Annotated in this window: 18 protein-coding genes; 5 read left to right on the top strand and 13 right to left on the bottom strand. The window is 62.6% G+C overall.

What is annotated here, in order from left to right:
• Nucleotides 1–261 precede the first annotated feature (261 nt).
• Nucleotides 262–912 carry a PAQR family membrane homeostasis protein TrhA gene (gene trhA / locus OVA12_RS20860; protein WP_268140570.1) on the top strand — a complete coding sequence of 217 codons (651 nt, stop codon included), beginning with the start codon at nucleotides 262–264 and terminating at the stop codon, nucleotides 910–912.
• A 75-nt stretch (nucleotides 913–987) separates the two neighbouring features.
• Here trhA and OVA12_RS20855 read toward each other — a convergent pair whose 3' ends face one another.
• Complete coding sequence (locus OVA12_RS20855; protein WP_268140569.1) at nucleotides 988–1,767, bottom strand: L,D-transpeptidase; 780 nt, start codon at nucleotides 1,765–1,767, stop codon at nucleotides 988–990.
• 257 nt (nucleotides 1,768–2,024) lie between these two features.
• Here OVA12_RS20855 and OVA12_RS20850 point away from each other — a divergent pair, with 257 nt between their 5' ends.
• Nucleotides 2,025–3,095 (top strand): dipeptidase, encoded by a 1,071-nt coding sequence (locus tag OVA12_RS20850; RefSeq protein ID WP_268140568.1) that lies wholly within the window; start codon nucleotides 2,025–2,027, stop codon nucleotides 3,093–3,095.
• Nucleotides 3,096–3,348: 253 nt separating this feature from the next.
• Entirely contained in the window at nucleotides 3,349–4,116 is a 768-nt protein-coding gene (locus tag OVA12_RS20845) for a GntR family transcriptional regulator (RefSeq protein WP_268140567.1), read from the top strand.
• Between the two features lie 110 nt (nucleotides 4,117–4,226).
• On the opposite strand, the gene OVA12_RS20840 is transcribed toward OVA12_RS20845, so the two are convergent.
• From OVA12_RS20840 to OVA12_RS20825, 4 genes are all read right to left on the bottom strand, one after another.
• Nucleotides 4,227–5,837 carry an ABC transporter ATP-binding protein gene (locus OVA12_RS20840; RefSeq protein ID WP_268140566.1) on the bottom strand — a complete coding sequence of 537 codons (1,611 nt, stop codon included), beginning with the start codon at nucleotides 5,835–5,837 and terminating at the stop codon, nucleotides 4,227–4,229.
• Between the two features lie 11 nt (nucleotides 5,838–5,848).
• The gene (locus OVA12_RS20835; RefSeq protein ID WP_268140565.1) at nucleotides 5,849–6,976 is read right to left on the bottom strand and encodes an ABC transporter permease subunit; all 1,128 of its coding nucleotides are present in this window, start codon (nucleotides 6,974–6,976) and stop codon (nucleotides 5,849–5,851) included.
• A gap of 12 nt (nucleotides 6,977–6,988) precedes the next feature.
• Entirely contained in the window at nucleotides 6,989–7,912 is a 924-nt protein-coding gene (gene oppB / locus OVA12_RS20830) for an oligopeptide ABC transporter permease OppB (RefSeq protein ID WP_268140564.1), read from the bottom strand.
• 161 nt (nucleotides 7,913–8,073) lie between these two features.
• A complete protein-coding gene (locus OVA12_RS20825) occupies nucleotides 8,074–9,660 on the bottom strand; it encodes a peptide ABC transporter substrate-binding protein (RefSeq protein WP_268140563.1) in 1,587 nt (528 codons plus the stop codon).
• A 395-nt stretch (nucleotides 9,661–10,055) separates the two neighbouring features.
• On the opposite strand from OVA12_RS20825, the gene OVA12_RS20820 reads away from it, so the two are divergent.
• Nucleotides 10,056–11,882 (top strand): ABC-F family ATP-binding cassette domain-containing protein, encoded by a 1,827-nt coding sequence (locus OVA12_RS20820; protein ID WP_268140562.1) that lies wholly within the window; start codon nucleotides 10,056–10,058, stop codon nucleotides 11,880–11,882.
• A 37-nt stretch (nucleotides 11,883–11,919) separates the two neighbouring features.
• On the opposite strand, the gene OVA12_RS20815 is transcribed toward OVA12_RS20820, so the two are convergent.
• The 7 genes from OVA12_RS20815 to OVA12_RS20785 all read right to left on the bottom strand — a co-directional run bounded on the left by OVA12_RS20815 (nucleotide 11,920) and on the right by OVA12_RS20785 (nucleotide 19,651).
• On the bottom strand, nucleotides 11,920–12,219 hold the full coding sequence (locus tag OVA12_RS20815) for a hypothetical protein (RefSeq protein WP_268140561.1): 300 nt from the start codon (nucleotides 12,217–12,219) through the stop codon (nucleotides 11,920–11,922).
• Nucleotides 12,220–12,317: 98 nt separating this feature from the next.
• Nucleotides 12,318–13,019 carry a pseudouridine synthase gene (locus OVA12_RS20810; RefSeq protein WP_268140560.1) on the bottom strand — a complete coding sequence of 234 codons (702 nt, stop codon included), beginning with the start codon at nucleotides 13,017–13,019 and terminating at the stop codon, nucleotides 12,318–12,320.
• Complete coding sequence (locus OVA12_RS20805) at nucleotides 13,016–14,062, bottom strand: class I SAM-dependent methyltransferase (protein WP_268140559.1); 1,047 nt, start codon at nucleotides 14,060–14,062, stop codon at nucleotides 13,016–13,018. Before OVA12_RS20805 ends, OVA12_RS20810 begins: the two co-directional genes overlap by 4 nt.
• Nucleotides 14,063–14,122: 60 nt before the next feature.
• A complete protein-coding gene (locus tag OVA12_RS20800) occupies nucleotides 14,123–14,710 on the bottom strand; it encodes a GDYXXLXY domain-containing protein (protein ID WP_268140558.1) in 588 nt (195 codons plus the stop codon).
• Nucleotides 14,707–16,050, bottom strand: a complete 1,344-nt coding sequence (locus OVA12_RS20795) for a DUF2157 domain-containing protein (protein ID WP_268140557.1) — start codon at nucleotides 16,048–16,050, stop codon at nucleotides 14,707–14,709. The genes OVA12_RS20800 and OVA12_RS20795 overlap by 4 nt, the downstream gene beginning before the upstream one ends.
• Before the next feature lie 75 nt (nucleotides 16,051–16,125).
• Complete coding sequence (locus tag OVA12_RS20790) at nucleotides 16,126–17,808, bottom strand: methyl-accepting chemotaxis protein (protein WP_268140556.1); 1,683 nt, start codon at nucleotides 17,806–17,808, stop codon at nucleotides 16,126–16,128.
• Between the two features lie 244 nt (nucleotides 17,809–18,052).
• A complete protein-coding gene (locus OVA12_RS20785; protein ID WP_268140555.1) occupies nucleotides 18,053–19,651 on the bottom strand; it encodes a peptide chain release factor 3 in 1,599 nt (532 codons plus the stop codon).
• 244 nt (nucleotides 19,652–19,895) lie between these two features.
• On the opposite strand from OVA12_RS20785, the gene OVA12_RS20780 reads away from it, so the two are divergent.
• Nucleotides 19,896–20,453 carry a DUF2585 domain-containing protein gene (locus OVA12_RS20780; RefSeq protein WP_268140554.1) on the top strand — a complete coding sequence of 186 codons (558 nt, stop codon included), beginning with the start codon at nucleotides 19,896–19,898 and terminating at the stop codon, nucleotides 20,451–20,453.
• A 12-nt stretch (nucleotides 20,454–20,465) separates the two neighbouring features.
• Here OVA12_RS20780 and OVA12_RS20775 read toward each other — a convergent pair whose 3' ends face one another.
• Nucleotides 20,466–21,359 (bottom strand): LysR family transcriptional regulator, encoded by an 894-nt coding sequence (locus OVA12_RS20775; RefSeq protein WP_268140553.1) that lies wholly within the window; start codon nucleotides 21,357–21,359, stop codon nucleotides 20,466–20,468.
• Nucleotides 21,360–21,375: the final 16 nt, after the last annotated feature.

Here is a 21,375-nt window from a genome sequence, read left to right as displayed (position 1 = left end):
GGCTGTGCACGCCGGAATACCACGGTGCGGACAGTCCCGCGATTCGGGATCGAGGTCAAAACCCCATGGCTGCCGCGAACCTGAACAGGGTGTGTTTCATCACAGGAAAGGCGGCTTTTCCACCACATCCCGGTTGTTTCGCAGGACGGAAAACGATGACCGGCGCTGCTCCTTCACGATCATCCGAATTGTCATGCGGGGCCCGGTTGCCTTTCCCCTTACGTGAACGGTAATCTGCCGCGAAATTCGAGGGGAGCCCGCATGCGAGCGCAGACAAAAGCTGAATACATCGCCGACAGCACCGTCCACATCATCGGCATCGCGCTCGGGTTGGCGGCCACCATCATCCTGCTGTCGCTGGTCATTCCCGAGGCCGGCGCGGGACGGATCGCCAGCATTTCCGTCTACACCGCCTGTCTCATGGCGATGCTCATCTGCTCGGCGCTCTACAACATGCTGGCCAAGAACAACCACGCCAGCGTGTTTCGGCGGCTCGACCATGCTGCGATCTTCCTGATGATTGCAGGCACCTACACGCCCTTTGCGGCAATGGTCATCGGCGGGGGGGCCGGCGCCATCGTCCTGACCGTCGTCTGGGCCGGGGCGCTGGCTGGTGCCGTCCTGAAACTGATCCGCCTGCAAAAATTCGACAAGCTGACCGTTCCGATCTGCCTGGCGCTCGGCTGGGTCATTGTCTTTGCCTATCAGCCGCTGATCGAGAACGCCTCGCCTGCAGGTTTCTGGCTGCTTGTGGCCGGCGGCGCGCTCTATTCCGCCGGGACCGCGTTCTATGTCTGGAAGTCGCTGCCGTTCCAGAACGCCATCTGGCACGGGTTCGTCCTGGCTGCCGCGATCTGCCATTTCGCCGCAATCCTGACCGATGTGGCGCTCGCCCCGGCCTCCGGCATCTGACGACAGCCGATCCGGCTCCTGAAACGCAAAAGGCCCCGCAATGCGGGGCCTTTGTCGTGATTGGGCGCGAGCCGATCAGTTCGGGATAGTCAGAAGCGGCTCCTGCGGCTTCGGCGGTGCCTTCGGGATCGAGCCATCCGCGCCGATGACGAAGACATGCGTCTTCATCGGCACGCGCTGGTACAGGTCGATCACGTCCTGATGCCACATGCGGATGCAGCCACTGGACACGCTCTTGCCGATGCTGTCCGGCTCGGTGGTGCCGTGGATGCGGAACAGCGTGTCGACGTTGCCCTGCCAGAGATAGAGCGCACGGGCACCGAGCGGGTTCTTCGGCCCGCCTTCCATCGGCTCCTTGTCGTATTTCTTCAGTTCCGGACGGCGTGCGATCATTTCCTTCGGCGGGAACCAGCGCGGCCACTCCTGCTTCATCCGGATCACGGCAACGCCGGACCAGGCAAAGCCGGCCTTGCCGACGCCGATGCCATAGCGCATCGCCTTGTCGCGGCCGAGCGTCCAGTAGAGGAAATGGTTGTGCGGGTCGACGACGATCGAACCGGGATCCAGATCGTTGGGATAGTGCACGACCTGACGCCAGAACTTGCGGTCGAAATTCTGATACTTGATTGCCGGGATCTCGAACTCGCCGTCCTTGCGCGCCGCATAGGCGAGCGCATAGTCGAACTTCTCGTCCGGAAGCGGCGGCTGTCCGGGCAGACCCACAACGGTCGGCACACCAACCGTCTGGCAGCCGGCGAGAGCGCCAGCAAGCAACAGGGTCGTTCCCGTCAGAAAGCTCCGCCGGCTCATGGCCATTTGCGTCATTGCGGTATCGTCAGCACCATCGACTGCCATTTACGTCACCTTCGAAATCCACGAGGCATGAAATATTGCTCCTTTTGCGCTGCGAACCGGGCAAAAGGCAATGGTCCTTTGCTCTGGCATGATCAAAACCGCGCGACGATGTGGCGGCCGTCACATCCGCGCCACAGAAGCGCGTGACGCGTGCAGCCTCAACCCCTTGCCAGCCCTTTGCGAGCGGTGTCTTATGGTCGCAGGACCCATCCTGCTATACGCCCTCCCCCTCCCCGTTTCAGCCGAGAGCCAGATCAGTGACTGATTCGCCGAATTCGCTGCCGCTCGTCCCCGTTTTCGATGGCCACAACGACACCCTGCTGAAACTGGAGATGCGCGAGGACGACGGACGGCCAAGATCGTTTTTCGATGAGGCCGTCGAGGATCACATCGACTTGCCGCGTGCCCGCAAGGGTGGCTTCGTCGGCGGGCTGTTCGCCATGTTCGTGCCATCGGTCCGCAGCCAGGCCGAGATCCGCTCCCTGTCGAATACCGATCCGCGGCATTACGGGCGCGTGTCGCAAGTCGACGCGCTTGACTACACGCTGCGCATGATGGCCCGCGCCTATCGCCTGGAGCGGTCAGCTCCCGACGCCGTCAGGATCGTGCGCAGCCACGCCGACATCCTGTCCGCACTTGATGCCGGGCAGCTGGCGATGGTGCTGCACATCGAGGGCGCCGAGGCCATCGATCCGGACTTTGCAGCACTCGAGGTGCTTTACGCCGCAGGCCTGCGCTCGATCGGACCGGTCTGGAGCAGGCGCAACATCTTTTGCGATGGTGTCCCGATGGCGTTCCCCTCCTCGCCCCACACGGGCGACGGGTTGACCGACCACGGCCGAAACCTTGTCCGGCACTGCAATCGTCTCGGCCTGCTGATTGACCTGTCGCACATCACGGAAAAGGGCTTCTGGGATGTCGCCGCGCTCAGCGAGCGGCCGCTTGTCGCTTCGCATTCCAACGCACATGCGCTGTGCCCCAGCGCTCGCAACCTCACCGATCGCCAGCTTGATGCCATCGGCGAGAGCAAGGGGATTGTCGGCCTCAATTTCCACGTTGCCTTCCTGCGCGAGGATGGGAAGCACAATTCCGATACGCCGCTGGAAACGATCGTTCGCCATGCGGACCATCTGATCGAACGCCTCGGCGAAGACCACGTTGGACTGGGTTCAGATTTTGACGGCTGCGTCGTCCCGCGCGCAATCGGCGACGTCGCAGGCCTGCCCGCGCTCATCGAAGCCTTCCGGAAAGCCGGATATGGCGAGGAACTGATCGCAAAGATCGCATGGCGCAACTGGCTGGGGCTTATCCAGCGCTCTGGTCTTTAGAGCGTAAGCCCGGCCCCGTCAGCACCTCGCGAAAAAGTTATCTGCCGAGCCCGAACTAAGCCATAAAGCGGATGGCGCAACCGTGTCGGGTGCGTATCATCCACCTGATGTTGCTTTTATTTTTCATCTGTAACAACGCGGACTTCCTTTCTGTCCGCAAACTTGATGCGCCATACCCACCCTTTAGCCCGACCTGGCAGGAACCAACCGTCAGTGCGGACAAAGAGGTGACGGTACAGCCAGGGGAGGAGGCATGACCGATACGTCATCCTCGGCCCAGCTTGTAACATTGCAGGGCCTCAATGCGATCGAAGGCGGTCGCAAGAGTAATCACGTTTATTGCGACCTGAAGCGGCGCATGGTTCTTGGTGAACTGACAGGGTCGAGCATCCTGACAGAGCAGGCCATCGCCCAGGACTATTCCTGCTCGCAAGGCACGGTCCGCGAAGCCTTGTTGCGTCTGGAGCAGGACGGATTGGTAGACCGGAAGGGCTATCAGGGGACCTACGTGACACAGTTGTCGGAAGCGGAGGCGGAAGCTTTCGTTCGGTTGCGACTGGAACTGGAGTGCGCCGCAATTGATCGGGCCGCGCGGCGGCTGGATCCTGACGTTCGCCAGTTTCTCACCCGGTCAGCTGAAGAATACCGGATGGTCCAAGCCTCCGGCGACATCTACAACATGGTGTTGCTCGACCGGGCGTTTCATATGCGCCTGTTCGAACAGGCGGATATGCCGAACCTGATGCCGATGCTCAGCCGCATCCTGCTGCAGTTGCATCGCTACACGATCTCGCAGCGCCGCGGCCAGGATCTGTGGCGCGACCTGCGCCCCGACCCTCACCGCGAGATCATCGAGGCATTGGAAGACGGCGATCCTGTTATGTGCCAGTTGCGCATGCGCGAGCATATCATGTCGAACATCCGCACCTTTGCACCCTTGATGTTCCAGCGAATTTTCGGCGAGGACCTCTCGCTGGTGCTGTCGTCGCCAGCCCCCGCCTTTGCGCTCGATCCGCACTGACCTGACCGACAACAGGACGCGCGGCCTGTCAGGCAGACAGCAGCCAACACAAAAACGGGCGGCCCGATGGGCCGCCCGTTTTGCATGCACCGATCATGTCGCCTGCCCGTTCAGGCGGCGACTGGTTCCAGCATCGCCGCCTTGATCAGCTTGCGCGTGTAATCCTCACGCGGCGCGTCGAAGATGGCTTCCGTGGGACCTGCTTCCACCACCTTGCCATGTTGCATCACCATGACCGTGTCGGCCATCGCGCGCACGACGGCCAGGTCGTGGCTGATGAACAGATAGGTCAGGCCATGGGCGGCCTGGAGGTCGCGCAGCAGCGTGACGATCTGCTTCTGGATCGTGCGGTCGAGCGCTGACGTCGGTTCGTCCAGAACCATCAGCTCCGGCTTCAGCACCATGGCACGGGCAATGGCGATGCGCTGGCGCTGGCCGCCGGAGAACTCGTGCGGATAGCGGTTGCGCATGGCCGGATCCAGCGACACTTCCTCCAGAGCCTGGCAGGCACGGCGATCCCGCTCGGCCCAGTCGAGCGATGGCTCGTGCACCAACAGACCCTCGGTGATGATCTGGCCAACAGTCATGCGCGGGCTCAGCGACCCGAACGGGTCCTGGAACACCAGCTGCATGTGCTTGCGCAGGCCGCGCAGCTCTGCCCGGCTCTTGCCACTGATCTGCTGGCCCTTGAACATCACCCGGCCTTCAGCCGGCAGCAGGCCGAGCAGCGCACGGCCAAGTGTCGACTTGCCCGAGCCGCTTTCGCCCACGATACCGAGCGTCTGGCCTTCGCGCAGCACGAGCGACACATCGTTGACCGCCGTCAGGATGAAGGGCTTGGTCAGGAGCCCGCCGCCGAGCGCAAACTCGACGCGCACCTTCTGGCCCTCGATGACCGCCGGGCGGCTGTCGGAGACCGCGGGCTTGTGCCCTTCCGGTTCTGCATCCAGCAGCATCTTGGTATAGGGATGCGAAGGCGCGGCAAAGATCTTCGCCGTTTCCCCCTCTTCCACCACCTCGCCCTGGCGCATGACATACACACGGTCGGCAATGCGCCGGACGATGCCGAGGTCATGGGTGATGAACACGACCGACATGCCGAGCCGCTTCTGCAGATCAGCCAGCAGCTCCAGGATCTGGGCCTGCGTGGTCACGTCCAGCGCGGTTGTCGGCTCGTCGGCAATGAGTACATCCGGGTTGTTCGACAGGGCCATGGCGATCATGACGCGCTGACGCTGGCCACCGGACAGCTCATACGGATAGGACTTCAGCTTGCGCTCGGGCTCAGGGATGTTGACGAGCTTCAGAAGCTCGAGCGCCCGTTCCTTCGCCGCCGCCCAGCTCAGGCCGCCATGTTCCACCATGGGTTCGGCGAGCTGCCGGCCAATGGTGTAGAGCGGATCGAGCGAGGTCATCGGCTCCTGGAAGATCATGGTGATCTTCTTGCCTCGGATGGTGTTGAGGCGGGAAATCGGCAGGCCGAGGATATTCTGCCCGCCATACATCACCTTGCCTGCGGTCTTGCCGTTGGAGGCAAGCAGGCCCATCGCCGCCATCATGGTCTGGCTCTTGCCGGAGCCGCTTTCGCCCACGATGGCAACGGTTTCGCCGGCTTCAACGTGAATGTTGACGCCGCGCACAGCATTGACGGCGCCGGAGTTGGTGGTGAAATCGACCTTGAGGTCCTCGATCTTCAGGACCGTTTCGCGTTTGGTGGTCATGGCCATCTCCCTCAGCGGTCTTTCGGATCAAGGGCATCACGCAGGCCGTCGCCGATGAAATTCAGCGCGAACAGCGTGGACGTGAGGAAGATCGACGGGAACACGAGCATCCACACCGACCCTTGCAGGTTGCGCGCGCCTTCGGAAATCAGCACGCCCCAGCTCGTCATCGGCTCCTGAACGCCAAGACCCAGGAAGGACAGGAAGCTCTCCAGCAGGATCACCTTCGGCACCAGGAGCGTCATGTAGACGACCACCGGACCCAGCGTGTTGGGGATGACATGCCGGCGCAGGATGCCGCCGTTCGACACGCCCATGGCCTCGGCCGCCTGCACATATTCCTGCCGCTTGATGGTCAGCGTCTGGCCGCGCACGATGCGCGCCATGTCCAGCCATTCCACCGCACCAACCGCGATGAACATCAGCACGAAATTCCGGCCGAAGAACACCACCAGCATGATGACGAAGAAGATGAAAGGCAGAGAATAGAGCACGTCGACGACGCGCATCATCACCTGGTCAGCGCGGCCGCCAAGGTAGCCCGATGCCGCGCCGTAGACGACGCCGATGGAGATGGCGACGATGGTCGCCAGCAGGCCAATGGTCAGCGACACGCGCCCGGCGATGAAGGTGCGGGTCATCATGTCACGGCCGTTGGAGTCCGTGCCGAAATAGAAGTGCAGGTGGCGGATTTCCGCCTTCATCACCGCGGACTTCTTGTCGGCGGCAAAGTCCTCGAAGCGCGCGTTCTTGAACATGTCGCTGCGATCGACATATTGCACGGACCGCGGATCGATCTCACGGCTGGACGAGACGCGCACGGACACCGTGTCACCCTCGCGGGCATAGCCTTCGGTGGTCAGGCGCGCACGCTTGAGAGCGGACAGAAACGCCGGCTCGACCTGGTCAGGCAACGGATAGGCGGTCAGGCTGGCCGGCACTTTCACGTAGTCGCGGTAGACCTGGTCATAGCCATGGGGAGACAACCAGGGCCCGATGATCGAGATCAGGGTGATCAGCGCCAGCACGATCATGCTGACCACAGCGGCGCGGTTCTTCAGCAGGCGGTCGCGGGCATCGTCCCACAGGGAACGTCCCTTGACCGGCAGTGCTGCCGTTTCAACGGAGGAGACACTCATCACGCTTTCTCCTCAATCAAAGCGAACGCGCGGATCGAGGACTGCGTAGAGCAGGTCGACGATCAGGTTGAACAGGATCACGAAACAGGCAACGACCACGACGGTGCCCATCACCAGCGTGTAGTCGCGGTTGAGCGCGCCCTGCACGAAGTAACGCCCGATCCCCGGAATACCGAAGATGGTCTCGACCACGACCGAGCCGGTCAGGAGCGCCGCAGCGGCCGGCCCGAGGTAGGACACGACAGGCAGGATCGCGCCGCGCAAGGCGTGCACGACAATGACTGTCCAGGACGACAGGCCATAGGCCCGGGCGGTGCGCACGTGGTTGGACCGCAGCGCCTCGATCATGGAGCCACGCGTCAGGCGTGCGACCACCGCGACCTGCGGCAGTGCCAGTGTCACGACGGGCAGGATCGTATTGACGAAGGCACCGTTGTTCCAGCCGCCGACGGGCAGCCAGCCAAGCCAGACCCCGAGGATCAGCGTCAGCACCGGCGCCACGACAAAGTTCGGAATGGTCACGCCCAGCGTTGCAGCCGCCATCACCGAGTAATCGGTGCCATGGTTCTGGCGCAGCGCTGCGACGACGCCGAGGATGCCGCCGACGACCAGCGCAAGCGCCAGGGCCGTGAGGCCAAGCTGCATCGAGATCGGCAGGCTGGCTGCGAACAGTTCGTTGATCGAGAAGTCGCGGAAATAGAAGCTCGGGCCAAAATCGAGCTGGGCAACGCTCTTCAGGTAGATCAGGTACTGCTGCCAGAGCGGCTCATCAAGATGATAGATCCGGTTGAGGTTCTCCATCACCTTCGCTTCCAGCGGCCGCTCGAGGTCGAACGGTCCACCCGGCGCGATGCGGATGAGGAAAAAGGAAATGGTGATGATCAGGAACAGCGTCGGGATAGCCCCGAGCAGCCTTTCCAGCACATAGCGCAACATGGCCCTGCCCTTGTGAGTTTGTTCAGCCCAAGCTTGGCTGCGGTCCGATCTTTTCCCCGTCGACGAGATCGGTTGGCGCGTGGCGTTTGCCGCCCGCGCGAAATGCATCCGCAAGAAACCGGCCGCGCGTTTAACAGCGCGGCCGGTTGTTGGCTAGTGTCTTATTCCGAGATGCTCATGAAGCGGGTCGGATGCACGTCCTGCAGGTTGGTCTCGAAGCCCTTGACCTTCGAGGAAACCAGGTTCTTGGACGCGTAGTACAGCATCGGGATGAACGGCAGGTCGTCCATGAAGACCGTCTCGGCCTTCTTCAGGATCTCGGCACGCTTCTCGAGGTCGGTCGTGGCGGCCGCCTCGTCCATCAGCTTGTCGTAGTCCGGGTTATTGTAGTTCGCGTAGTTGAAGCCGTCATTGTCGGATTCAACAAGGAACAGGAAGTTCTGCGGGTCGGAGTAGTCGCCGATCCAGCCAGCGCGGGCGAGATCGAAGTCCCCCTTGTCACGCAGATGCGCGTAGTGGGTCTTGGTATCGGTGTTGAGCAGCGACACTTCAACGCCAAGCGGCTTCCACATGTCGGCCAGGGCGACCGAGGTGTTCTTGTGGTTTTCCGAGGTGTTGTAGCGGATTTCGAGCTTCAGCGGCTTGTCCGGGCCGTAGCCGGCAGCTTTCAGCAGCTCGGCAGCCTTGGCTTCGCGATCGATCTGCGACATGTCCTTGTAGGACGCGAAGGCCGGCTCACCGTAGTTGTTGATGCCCGGAGGAACGAGCGAGTAGCCCGCCACCATGGTGCCGCCCCAGATTTCCTCAGCGAGGAACTCGCGGTCGATGGCCATGGACAGTGCCTGACGCACTTCCTTCTTGCCGAGGGCTTCGTCCTTCATGTTGACGGCGAAGTAGTAGGTGCCGAGGTACGGAGCGACCTTGAACTGGTCACCCAGTTCCTTGCGGATGAAGTCGACCTGTTCGGTCGGCACGTCGTCGTTGGTGTGCAGTTCGCCAGCCTGGAAACGGCGCAGCGCGGCACCGCGGTCTTCGGTCGGATAGAAGAAGACGGTGTCGATCTTGACGTTCTCGGCGTCATGGAAGTTCGGGTTCTTGACCGCCTTGATGTGGGCGTTCGGAACGAATTCCTTCAGCACATAGGCACCGTTGGTGACCATGTTTTCCGGCTTGACGAAGTCGGTGCCGAATTTCTTGACGGTTGCCGGGTGGACCGGAAGGCCGGTCTGGTGCGCCAGAAGGTCGACGAAATAAGGCGTCGCGGCCTTCAGGGTGATTTCCAGGGTGTGGTCGTCAACAGCCTTCACGCCCAGCTCTTCCGGCTTGGCGGTGCCCTTGTTCACTTCCTCGGCGTTGAGGATCGGGTACAGGATGTTGGCGTACTTGGCACCGGTGTCCGGCGTCATGATGCGCTGCAGGGAGAAGACGAAGTCGCCGGCGACAACCGGGTCACCGTTCGACCACTTGGCATCCTTGCGCAGCTTGAACGTCAGGGTCTTGCCGTCAGCGGAGGTGGTCCACTCCTCGGCGACGCCGGGGATGATCTCGCCAGCGGCGGAATAGGCAACGAGACCTTCGTAAAGGTCACGCAGGATGTGGGCCTCGTACACGGTCGAGGTCTTGTGCTGATCCAGGGTTTCCGGGTCAGCAGAATTGCCGCGGTGGTATACCACCTCGGCCATGGTGCTCATCGAGGTTGCGGCCAGCAGGGCCGTCGCCAGAATGGACATCCGGGCAGATTTGAACATGGTTGTCTCCCCTCTTCGCAATTGAAGGCTACCTGTACCGGTAGGGTGCCGACGATTCCACGCGTCGGTTTCGAGATCAACCGTGCCGCAACGACGCTTTCCGCCCTTTGAGGTGAATAAGCGATTTTCATCCGGTTAATGGTTCATTCAGGAAATTATATTCACCCCCAACGCAGGCTGAACAACCATCTTTCAATCGGGATTTGCAGGTTGCCGTTGCAGTCAGAGGCGAGTCTGCGTTTTCCACAACCCCTGAGCTGCCCTGTGACGAGATAAAAAAGAAAAAACATTCCTGCGGCGTCCCTGCGCCTCTTGCAACGCGAGCCAAGATGGCGTTCCTCTCGGCCCGACCCAGCGGCCTCCCGCCCGAAATCAGCATTCAAGTCCGGACATCCATGGCTCCTCCGCTTCTGATCCTGCGCGACATTCACCTGACCTTTGGTTCTACACCGCTGCTCACTGGCGCCGATCTCAGCGTTTCGGAAGGGGACCGGCTCTGTCTCGTTGGCCGCAACGGCTCGGGCAAGTCGACCCTGCTGAAGATTGCCGCCGGGCTCATCGAGGCGGACAAGGGCGAGTATTTCCTGCAGCCCGGCCGCACCTTGCGCTACCTGCCGCAAGAGCCTGACCTGTTGGCCTATGCCACCATTCTGGACTACGTAAACGATGGACTGGCGCCGGGAGATGATCCCTATCGCGCGCCCTATCTGCTGGAAGTCCTCGGCCTGACCGGCAAGGAAGATCCGCGCAGCCTCTCCGGCGGCGAGGCACGCCGCGCGGCGCTGGCCCGCGCGCTGGCACCCGAGCCGGACATCCTGCTGCTGGACGAGCCGACCAACCACCTCGACCTGCCGGCAATCGAATGGCTGGAAAGCGAACTGAAGGGATTGAAGTCCGCCATCGTCCTCATCTCGCACGACCGGCGTTTTCTCGAAAATCTCTCCCGTGCCACCGTCTGGGTCGACCGGGGTACCACGCGCCGCATGGACCGGGGTTTCGAGCATTTCGAGGCCTGGCGCGACGAGGTGTTCGAGCAGGAGGAACGCGACCAGCAGAAACTCGCGCAGCAGATCAAGCGCGAGGAACACTGGATGCGCTACGGCGTGACCGCGCGGCGCAAGCGCAACATGCGCCGGGTGCGCGAGCTTGCCGATCTGCGCGACAAGGCACGCAACCACCGTGGCCCGCAAGGCTCGGCCAAACTGACCGTGACCGAGGGCGAGACCTCGGGCAAGCTCGTGGTCGAGGCGAAGTCCGCCTCAAAGACCTATGGCGAGCGGGCAATCGTTGCCAACTTCTCGACCCGGATCCAGCGCGGGGACCGCGTGGGCTTCATCGGGGCAAACGGCGCGGGCAAGACCACGCTGCTGAAGATGCTGACCGGCGAGCTGGAACCGGACAGTGGAACGGTCCGCCTCGGCACCAACCTGCAGATGGTCACCCTCGATCAGAAGCGGGAGCGCCTGAACCCGGACGACACGCTGTCGAATGTCCTGACCGGCGGGCGCGGCGACACCGTGGTGCTGGGCACCGAGACCAAGCACGTGATCGCCTACATGAAGGACTTCCTGTTCTCGCCCGAACAGGCCCGCACACCGGTCGGCGTGCTCTCCGGCGGCGAGCGGGCCCGCGCCATGCTGGCGCGCGCGCTCGCAAGCCCGTCCAACATCATGGTGCTGGACGAACCGACCAACGATCTTGATCTCGAAACGCTGGACCTGCTGCAGGAATTGCTCAGTGACTACGACGGCACTGTCCTGCTCGTCAGCCACGACCGTGACTTCCTGGACCGGGTGGCCACATCGGTCATCGTGTCGGAAGGGGACGGCAAGTGGCAGGAATACGCCGGCGGCTACTCCGACATGGTGGCCCAGCGCGGCGCGGGTGTGACAGCCCGCAAGGCTGAGAAGGCACAGGCAAAATCGGCCAAGGCTGCCGCTCCCGCGTCATCCGCGGCCGCAACGACCGCAAAGCCGGCTGCAAAGACGAAACTGTCCTTCAGCCAGTTGCATCTCCTGAAAACCCTGCCGGACACGATCGAGACGCTGACGAAGAAGCTGGAAAAGCTCCAGGGCGAAATGGCAGACCCTCAGCTCTACTCCAGGAACCCCGACCGCTTTGCCAAGCTGTCAGCAGAAATCACCAAGCTCACCGGCGAAAAGGACGCAGCCGAAGAACAGTGGCTCGAACTGGAGATGCTGAAGGAAGAAGCGGAGGGGTGACAGTCCGGCATTTGCCGGGCTTGGCACGATCGCTGGGTTAGGAGTTCGGCGAAGCAAATCCGGCAACCGCTTCGTCGATGCGGGATGACAAGGTCATCAACTGGCCTTCGATGGTCGTCTCGAGGTGTGCGAGCCGACCGCTGAGCTCAGCCTTGAGCATGACCTCGATGTCATCGCGAGTCTCGCTCACTCGCCGTTCAATTCGGCGGCTGTATTCAACGGTCTGCACCGCCAGCGAGCGTATGTCGGACACGTCCTTGCGCAAGAGGCGCAGTTCGTCGAGCACCTGCTGTTGCTGGCGCAGTACAAACTCAAGGTCGATCGTGCTTTGGGACATCGCCTGCCTCCTGCACTGAAGGATGCAGAAGCGCGCGTCGATTGGCAAATGCCAATCGACCTCAACCGCTCAAAATCCGCGCATGAAGGCCCTTCCGCCTACTCCCCGAACACCTTCGCCAGATCGCCTGCATCCAGCAGCCGCCACTTGCCTTCCTCCAGGCCGTCGAGCGTGAGGTTGCCGATCTTGACCCGGGCAAGGGCCGTCACGTGGTTGCCGGTTGCGGCGAACATGCGGCGGACCTGATGATAGCGGCCCTCGTGCAGCGTGAGGCGGGCGTGTTTCTCGCCGAGCATTTCCAGTTCTGCCGGCTTCAGCGGCTTGTCATCGCTCTCCAGCATCATGCCACCGGAGGCAAACAGCGCTGCCTCATCGCCCTTCAGCGGCCGGTCCAGCACGGCTTCGTACACCTTGGGCACCTCGGCCTTGGGGCTGATAATGCGGTGCAGCAGCGTGCCGTCATCGGTGAACAGCAGAGCGCCGGAGGTCTCCCGGTCCAGCCGGCCGACGGTGGACAGCACCGGCTTACGATAACGGAACCGGTCGGGCAGGAGATCATAGACCAGCTTGCCCTGATCCTTGGTGGAACAGGTGTAGCCGACAGGCTTGTTCAGCAGCAGCACCATGCCCTGCGCCGGGTCCAGCGGCTCGTCGTCGAACAGGATGTCGTCGTGCTCGTTGCGGGCGTCGGCCTTCAGGGCGTTGCCTGCGCGGTCCGTCACCCAGCCATTGCGAATGACCGTCTGGATTTCCTTGCGCGTGCCATAGCCCATGTTGGACAGAAGCTTGACCAGTCTCATTTGCCACGCACCTTGCGCGCATGGATGACCTTGTAGCCGGCCTCGTCGGCCGCCATGGTCAGGTCCGTAAACAGCTCGTTGATGACACCCTCATAGGGAAGATGGCGGTTTGCCACCATCCAGAGGTGACCTCCCGGCTTCAGCCCTCTGGCCGCCGCGCGGATGAAGGCCTGGCCAACGTCGGTCCGGTCTGCCTTGGTTGCCTGATGGAACGGCGGGTTCATGACCACAAAGTCATAGGGCCGTCCCAGGCCCTTGGTGACATCGGCCCAGAAGAACTGCAGCCGGCGCGGCGCAGTTTCAGCGGCAAGATTCTGGCGGGCAAGATCGAGGGCACGCTTTTCCGCCTCATAGAGGTCGAGCGCGGCGACCTTCGGGCAACGCGCCAGCACGCCGGATGAGAGGACGCCGAAGCCAGCGCCAAGATCGGCACCAAGGCCCGACAAATTGACGGGAAGCGTGCGGATCAGCAGATCGGTCGCCGGGTCAACGTGATCCCACGCGAACAGGCCCGGGCGGCTGACAAAGCGTCCTTCGAGGATCGGGCGCACCGCGTCACCCTCGAGCCATTCGGCCAGCAGGCCCGTGTTCAGCCTTCCATCATCGCGAAAGGCCCAGGCCACACGGCACTTGGCCTTGGACTGGTTGCCCTCCAGCGCTCCGGCGAGATCGGCCAGATCGCTCTCGAAGGCCTTGCCGCCTTCCGAATTGGCAGCACACAGCACGACGCGCCCGCCAGGTGCCACCCGGCGGAAGGCCTCGGCGATGAGGGCACGGGCTTCCTGCTTCTGGCGCGGCGGCAGCAGCAGCACGAGGCCATAGGTCTCGCCGCGAATGTCGGGCTGCGCCTCATAGCCGCCAGCGGCCAGCGCCTCGCGGTCGGGGGCAAAGCTCTGCACCAGATCAAGCTGCGACTTGTCGAAGACACCAAGGTCCTTGCCCATGCGTGCGCGCAGGAACAGCACGCGCTGCGGCGCGGGTGGCAGGTCGATGGTGCCATTTTCCAGCGGCAGCAGCAGGGTTTCAAGCACCGGATCGGTCATAAAGGCAAGTCTCTCGGGTCAAGGGTCAGGCGCCCCTCATACAGTCCCGGGGCGGCCGGGTCAAAAGCCTGCATCGCTCAGGATCTCGCGCCCATCCACAAGCAGCCGCAAGGGGGCCGAGCGGCCGCTCTTGTCGAGGGAGATGACCAGATTGATGCGCTCCGGCGCGGTGGTTTCGATCGCCCGCCCCTCCCCTTCGGGAACGAAAAAGGCATCGATGCCGTAGTCGACCTGAAGCGTTGCACCGGCGGAATGCGACGACTGGGCCGTTCCGGCGATGACGGGGCCTTTGGCCGCTTCGGGCGCCGTATGAACGGCAACCGGCTGAAACACACCGGCGCTGTCAGCCGCCAGCTCGACATAGACCGGATCTCCGGCCTTGATCACGCGCTCGAGACCCGGCAAGGCAGCATCAAGTCGCGCGATTGCCAGGTTGATGATGACATAGTCGCCGCGAAGGAGATCTCGCGGATCGACGGGGCGCACTTCGAGCCGCACTTCCTGGCCAAGAAGATGGACGCGCAGCCGTTCGACGAGCGGCAGCGCGATCAGCCCCAACTGCAGCAGGATGATCACGCCCCAGCGCAGATAAACCGTGGACTGCGGCTTGCGCTCTCCGCCGTCCGCCATCGTTTCAGTCGCGCTCATGCCGCACCTGCCTTCAGCTCTTCGCGCCGTGATGCTGCCTTGAGACTGCGGGCGGTGATGAGTGCCATTGCGATCAGAACCAGCCCGGCCACAAGGAAGAACACCGCCTGCCCCAGCAAGCTGCCAATGGTCTCTGACAGCAGCCACAGTGCCAGAACGGTGAAGGCACCGTGGCCTGACAGGGTCCAGAAGCCCTGATGCGACACGACGCCGGCCATGGCCACGCCGATGCTCGCCGCCAGGCCCAGCGCCGAAATCAGGATCACCAGATGTGGTACGGACACGACCATCATCACGCTGGCGACCGACGCCAGCACGGCCGCAAGCACAAGAGTGCTGGCAAGATCTCGTCCGGTGTTGAGCAACAGCAGGACGGCGCCGGCGACCATCGCCGTCAGGGCCACCACGACCGGCAGGACCAGATAGGCAGAGGCCGGTAGCGGGTTTGCACCGTCGAGAGCGAACACCAGCGCAATGATGAGCACGCTGAGAAGAACCAGCAGCGAGGCCTCCGCGGCCGAGCGCGCCAGCAGCAACAGCCCGCCGTCGCGCCAGCGCGCGGCGCTGCCTTCAAGGCGGAGCCTGCTGATGGCCGTGCTGACCAGGATGACCGCCGCCGGCAGAACAGACAGACCGAGCGCGACGACGCCCTCTTCCCGGGCCCCCTGCTCGGCTGCCAGCAGCAGCCAGCGGCCGAAAACGACATAGGCAAGCAAGATGACACCCCAGCGCGACAGCCGGGCCGGAAAGACAACCGCATGCGCACCGATGGCCAGGATCAGCACCACGCTGAGCACGCCTTCAGCAAATCCAAGCGGTGGATGTGCTTCAGCGGCGAGGATTTGCCAGGTGATGGCCGAGGTGGCGGCCAGCGCCAACGTCAGGCGCGACTGGCCAAGCCAGGCCGCACCGAGGCAGCCGAAGGTGATCAGCAATGCTCCGCCCGTCCAGTCCTGCGGCAGGTGAAAGATCTGACCAACGAGAGACAGCCCGCCAATAAAGACGAGGGCGGCAAAGGCCGTCGCGAGATCCGCGATGCCCGAGCGCCCTTTGGCTGCGGCGCGGGCAGCAAACACATTGGCCGCGATCACGGTGAGAGCAATGCCGGTCAGCCGGACCACGCGCGGGATCTCGTCCCAGTTGGCGGCGATAAACGCAGCAATCGCCAGAGCAACGCAGATGACCCCGACAGCTGCGAGGGCCAGTGGCAACCGGCTGCGGCCATCGCCGTTCTGAACGTCAGTCAGGATGTGGCCGGCCGCCTCGCGACTGACCCACCCGCGTTCGATCCACGTCTCGATATCCGCCTTGAGCCGGCGCTGGTAGATCTGGTCGAACATTCCGTTTCCCCCTGTCGCGCCCGACATTAAGCCGCTTTGCGGCAAATGTCAGGCCGGCAGGGCGAGTGCTGGCCCTCAGGCGGCGGCCAGCTGCTTCAGGAAGCCATCGACGGCTGAACGCAGCGCCGCGCTCTGATCCGCCACGGCCCGGGACGATGCCCGCAAGCGATCCGTCGTCTGGCTGGCCTCGGCGGCGCTGCTGCGCATCTTGGCCATATCCTGCGCCATCTGCGAGGTTCTGCTGGATGTCACCTGAGCATTGCTGGCGATCTCACCCGTTGCAGCTCCCTGCTGCTCGACGGACCGGGTGATGGAAGAGGTGTGCTCGTCAATCTCGCGCATCGTGCGCGTGATCGCTTCGATCGCACCGACGGCCTCGCCGGTTGATGCCTGGATCGCCGAAATCTGCTTTGCGATTTCGTCAGTCGCCTTTGCGGTCTGGCTCGCCAGCTGCTTGACCTCGGAGGCCACCACCGCAAAACCCTTGCCCATCTCGCCGGCCCGTGCCGCCTCGATGGTGGCATTCAGTGCCAGAAGATTTGTCTGTTCGGCGATTTCCTGGATCAGCGTTACGACCTGACCGATCTTGCCGGCAGTTGCTGCGAGACTTTCGATCTTGGCATTGGTCGCTTCGGCCTGGTTGGTCGCCGTGTCGACAACCTGGGCCGTGGTTGCCACCTGTCGACTGATTTCGGCAATAGAGGCAGACAGTTCTTCCGAGGCAGCGGCGACCGCTTCGACATTGCTGGATGCTTCCGACGCCGCGTCCGCCGTTCTGGTGACCGTGTCGGCGTTGTGGCGCGAGGACCGGTCCATCGCCGTTACATCATCGCCAAGCAGGCGCGACGCGTCGGCCAGGGCCACAAAATACTGCTCGGTGCTGGTTCGGAACTGCTGCGCCAGCGTGTGCATCATCTCGGTTTTTTCGCGCTGCGATGCCTGCTCTCGTTCCCGCACCTGCTCTGCCAGCGCCCGTTGTTGGTTGAGGGCAACGCGAAAGCCATCCAGTGCGTCGCGCAGCTGGCCAAGTTCATCCGTGCTGGTCCAGGACGGCACTGGTGTATCAACGTTCCCGGATGCGAGCCCCTCTGCGGTTCGCGCCAGCGCAGCAGCGCGCAGGCCGACCCGACCGTTCAGATAAAACCAGGCCAGAACAGCGACAATCATCGTCACACCGACAGAGACCATCTGGATCAGCCCAGCGTTGTCGGTCAGCGCGCGGACATGGTCATTGGCAGCATCCATATAATCATGGACCTGCTCCTCTGCCTTGTCGGCCTCCGCAATCAAGGTCTCGAAGGCCTGATCAAACCGCTCATCCGCATCCGTTCCGGCGACGTCCTTGCCAATGTTCTGGTGCCGGTCACGCGCAACCTGCTCGAAGATCTCAAGCCCCTTCAAAACCTTGGCAATCGACTGCCGGACGGGCTCCGACTTTGTCGGATAGAATGTGCCTTCATCATTGGTGCCGCCCGACAAAATCGCGTTGGCATAGAAGCGGCTCTCGGCGATCAGTTCCCAGACCAGATTGATGTCCTCGCCTTCGTCACCGGACATGATCTCCTCGAACAGCAGATGCGCATGCGTCGCCGTCAGCTTGATTTCCATCGCAGCATCGCTGAGCGGCGCAAGGCGCTCGCCGAGCTCGAGCCCGCTCTGTCCGAGATTGGAGACTGCGTTATGCGTGATGAGCCCTGCTCCGAAGACAACGCTTACAATCAGCGCGAAGCTCGCGAGAAGTTTCCTGCCAATAGACATGTTCATCAGGCCCCCCGGAATGATGCATGTGCCTGATGCAAAGGCGCAAAAGATGCACAACCCGAGGTCAATCCTTAAGCAACATGGTTATCAAATGATTTATTTAGCAAACATACTTTATCGAATCCCGCCTCTTTCTGTTGCCTTCGAAAATAACCCTGCGAGAAAGAACAATGGTTTTAAATAAAAATGGCCGCAACACGGGGTCGCGGCCACCTTGCGGCGCAGGTCTAGCCAACTGGTATCAATGCGTGTGCACGATTTCCCGGGTTTCTCGGAAACCGATGTCCGGGTTCTTTTCGCCGACGTAGTTCACTTCCCAGTTGCTCTTGAACAGGAAGACCGGTTTGTCGTCGCGGTCGAGGGCCACACTCATGCGGTTGGCCTCGATGAACTTCTGCAGCTTCAAGGGATCAGCGGATTCGATCCAGCGTGCGGTGGTGTAGGGAACGGTCTCGAAACCGATCTCTGTCGTGTATTCGTTCTTGAGCCGGTCGATGACCACGTCCAGCTGCAGCATGCCGACGACACCAACGATCCAGTTCGACCCCAGATCCGGCTTGAAGATCTGGACAAGGCCTTCCTCTGCGAGATCCTCAAGACCCTGGCGCATCTGCTTCACACGCATCGTATCGGACAGACGAACGCGGCGCAGAACTTCCGGCGCAAAGGCGGGCAGCCCGGTGACGTGGATTTCCTCGCCCTCAGTCAGCGTGTCACCCACACGAAGCTGGCCGTGGTTCGGCACGCCGATCACGTCGCCCGGATAGGCTTCCTCGGCAATCTCGCGTTCCTCAGCGAAGAAGAAGATCGGGGCAGACACCGCGATCGATTTTCCGGCGCGCACATGCTTCAGCCGCATCCCGCGCTTGAAGGTGCCCGAGCACAGGCGCACGAACGCAATGCGGTCGCGGTGCTTGGGGTCCATGTTCGCCTGCACCTTGAACACGAAGCCGGTCACATCGGGCTCGTCCGGCGCAATCACGCGGCCACCGGTTGCCGGTTGGGAATGCGGTGCCGGGGCATACTCGGCGATGAAGTCGAGCAGATCCTCAACGCCATAGTCGCGCAGTGCGGACCCGAAGAACACGGGCGTCAGATGCCCTTCAAGGAAGCTTTCGCGATCGAACGCGGCGTATCCGGCCTCGCCAAGCTCGGCATTTTCGGCAAGTTCCGCCAGAACACGATCGAAGACGGTGTCGACGAGGATCGGGTCGTCGAGCCCGCTGACCGGCTTGGCCTGGGTGTAGGGTCCGCCGCGCTCGCCGTTCGACGTGCAGAACAGCTGCTTTTTCCAGTCATAGACACCGAAGAAGTCGGAGCCCATGCCGACCGGCCAGGTCATCGGCGAGACGTCAAGAGCCAGCGCCTCCTGGATCTCGTCGAGGATCTCCAGCGCATGCCGGCCTTCACGGTCGATCTTGTTGACGAAGGTGATGATCGGAATGTCGCGCAGGCGGCAGACCTCGAACAGCTTGCGCGTCTGGGTTTCGATGCCCTTGGCCGCATCGATCACCATGATCGCCGCGTCCACCGCCGTCAGGGTGCGGTAGGTATCTTCCGAGAAATCTTCGTGGCCCGGCGTATCGAGCAGATTGTAGATGATGCCACGGCGCTCAAAGGTCATCACCGAGGACGACACCGAGATCCCGCGTTCCTGCTCGATCTTCATCCAGTCCGACCGCGCCCGGCGGCGTTCACCGCGCGCGCGCACCTGTCCTGCGGCACGAATGGCGCCGCCCGACAGCAGCAGCTTTTCGGTCAGCGTGGTCTTGCCGGCGTCCGGATGCGAGATGATCGCAAAGGTTCGGCGCGCGAGATAGGGCGCAGCGGCCGTGGTCATTGTGGAACTCCTTGGGGCAAGGCCGCCTGTTCGCATGTCCGGCAAGGGATGTGCCGGGCGCGCAGCCTGGGCCGTATCGTCAGGTTCGGGTCTGGCGCAAGGAAATAGTCAGGAACTCGCCGATTTGCCAGCACTGTTTTACCCGAACGCAGATGTGGTTGATGGGCCGGACTGCCTTGCCAGAGGCTGCGGTCTGGCCCAAGCTCATCAATCCTGCCTCCCTCTCGTATGATTGGTGCGTCTTTTGTCCCAACGTCTTGTCTGGCTCACTGGCCTTGGTCTGATTGCCCTCACTGCGGCCATTCTGCTTGGCATGGGCCGGATCCCGATCTGCGAATGCGGGGAGATCAGGTTCTGGACACCTGCATCCGATGTCTCGGGCAGCTCCCAGCATCTGGCCGACTGGTACACGCCCTCCCACATCATCCACGGCATGCTGTTCTACGGCTTCCTGTGGCTTGTGCTGCGTTCCCGGTCCGTGGGCGAGCGAGCTCTGCTTGCGATCATCATCGAAGCTGCCTGGGAGATTGTCGAGAACAGCCCCTGGATCATCGACCGCTACCGTGAGGCCACGTTTGCCGTCGGCTACACCGGCGACAGCGTGATCAATTCCGTCGCCGATATCCTCTGGATGCTGGCCGGCTTTGCATTCGCGGCCCGCATGCCCGTGTGGGTGACGGTGGCTGTCGCAATTGTCTTCGAACTCGCGGCCCTCTGGGTGATCCGGGACAACCTCACGCTCAACGTCATCATGCTGCTGTACCCGCTCGAGGCGATCAAGGCGTGGCAATCCGGCGGCTGATCGGAGAGGGCCTCAGGGCCTGACCGCCAGCGCCTTTGCCAGCACGTCATAGACAAGCCGGATGCGCGGGCTGGTGTGCAGCTCGCGGTGCGTGACCAGCCAGATCGGGAACTTCACATCGATCACATCCGGCAGAACCACCTCGACTTCTGGCGCAAAACGGACGAAGTCCATGGCCATGAAGCAGTAGCCGAGCCCCTTGCGCACGCCCTCCCAGGCCACTGTCCCGTTCGCCGAACTGAACCGAATGTCACGCTCGCTCGCGTTGATGCCGAACATCTGCAGATACCGAACCATCTCGGCCTTGTTGCCGAAGGCAACGAAGCTCTGTCCCGCAAGATCGGCAACGGATTCCGGACGACCATGGATATCGAGATAGCTGCTTGCAGCATAAAGATGCGCCGTCACTTCTCTGACGAGGCGTCCGATCAATTCACCGTCGGCGGGCCGGACATGCCGGACGGCGATATCCGCCTCGCGTTGCTTGAGGTCGCTGATCTCGTCTGAGGCAATCACCTCGATCTCCAGGCCAGGTGCGATGGCGTGGAGATGCCGCAGGATCCCCGGCAAGGCATAGTGCGCATACATGTCAGTCGCCGAGATGCTCACAGTGCCCGTGACGTCCTGCGCCTGACCTGAGGCGACCAGACTGAGGCGCAGCCCGGCCTCCGCCATGGATCGCGCAGCATCGGCAACCTGCCGTCCGGCATCGGTCAGCACCAGCGCGCGCCGGGTCCGTTCCACCAGGACCAGCCCCAACTCCTCTTCCAGAGCTGCAATCTGCCGTCCCACGGTCGGCTGCGTGAGGCCCAGCGCCCGTCCTGCCGCCGACAACGAGCCGAGATCGGCAACGGCGACAAGTGCGCGGGCCTGGTTCCAGTCAAAAGCGAGCTTGGTCCAATTCATGCATTTTTGCATATCA

Source organism: Pannonibacter sp. SL95 (assembly GCF_026672425.1).
Lineage (GTDB): Bacteria > Pseudomonadota > Alphaproteobacteria > Rhizobiales > Stappiaceae > Pannonibacter.
The sequence above is the reverse complement of the archived record's forward strand: the minus strand, read 5'-3'. Positions and strand labels throughout refer to the sequence as shown.

What these genes read in the sequence shown, in the direction of transcription:
- OVA12_RS20840 (WP_268140566.1), bottom strand. Translation starts at nt 5,837, where the DNA reads ATGACCACCAAACGCGAAACGGTCCTGAAGATCGAGGACCTCAAGGTC.
- OVA12_RS20795 (WP_268140557.1), bottom strand. Translation starts at nt 16,050, where the DNA reads ATGTTCGACCAGATCTACCAGCGCCGGCTCAAGGCGGATATCGAGACG.
- OVA12_RS20855 (WP_268140569.1), bottom strand. Translation starts at nt 1,767, where the DNA reads ATGGCAGTCGATGGTGCTGACGATACCGCAATGACGCAAATGGCCATG.
- OVA12_RS20805 (WP_268140559.1), bottom strand. Translation starts at nt 14,062, where the DNA reads ATGACCGATCCGGTGCTTGAAACCCTGCTGCTGCCGCTGGAAAATGGC.
- OVA12_RS20810 (WP_268140560.1), bottom strand. Translation starts at nt 13,019, where the DNA reads ATGAGACTGGTCAAGCTTCTGTCCAACATGGGCTATGGCACGCGCAAG.
- oppB (WP_268140564.1), bottom strand. Translation starts at nt 7,912, where the DNA reads ATGTTGCGCTATGTGCTGGAAAGGCTGCTCGGGGCTATCCCGACGCTG.
- OVA12_RS20800 (WP_268140558.1), bottom strand. Translation starts at nt 14,710, where the DNA reads ATGAGCGCGACTGAAACGATGGCGGACGGCGGAGAGCGCAAGCCGCAG.
- OVA12_RS20785 (WP_268140555.1), bottom strand. Translation starts at nt 19,651, where the DNA reads ATGACCACGGCCGCTGCGCCCTATCTCGCGCGCCGAACCTTTGCGATC.
- OVA12_RS20825 (WP_268140563.1), bottom strand. Translation starts at nt 9,660, where the DNA reads ATGTTCAAATCTGCCCGGATGTCCATTCTGGCGACGGCCCTGCTGGCC.
- OVA12_RS20815 (WP_268140561.1), bottom strand. Translation starts at nt 12,219, where the DNA reads ATGTCCCAAAGCACGATCGACCTTGAGTTTGTACTGCGCCAGCAACAG.
- OVA12_RS20775 (WP_268140553.1), bottom strand. Translation starts at nt 21,359, where the DNA reads ATGAATTGGACCAAGCTCGCTTTTGACTGGAACCAGGCCCGCGCACTT.
- trhA (WP_268140570.1), top strand. Translation starts at nt 262, where the DNA reads ATGCGAGCGCAGACAAAAGCTGAATACATCGCCGACAGCACCGTCCAC.
- OVA12_RS20835 (WP_268140565.1), bottom strand. Translation starts at nt 6,976, where the DNA reads ATGAGTGTCTCCTCCGTTGAAACGGCAGCACTGCCGGTCAAGGGACGT.
- OVA12_RS20845 (WP_268140567.1), top strand. Translation starts at nt 3,349, where the DNA reads ATGACCGATACGTCATCCTCGGCCCAGCTTGTAACATTGCAGGGCCTC.
- OVA12_RS20820 (WP_268140562.1), top strand. Translation starts at nt 10,056, where the DNA reads ATGGCTCCTCCGCTTCTGATCCTGCGCGACATTCACCTGACCTTTGGT.
- OVA12_RS20790 (WP_268140556.1), bottom strand. Translation starts at nt 17,808, where the DNA reads ATGTCTATTGGCAGGAAACTTCTCGCGAGCTTCGCGCTGATTGTAAGC.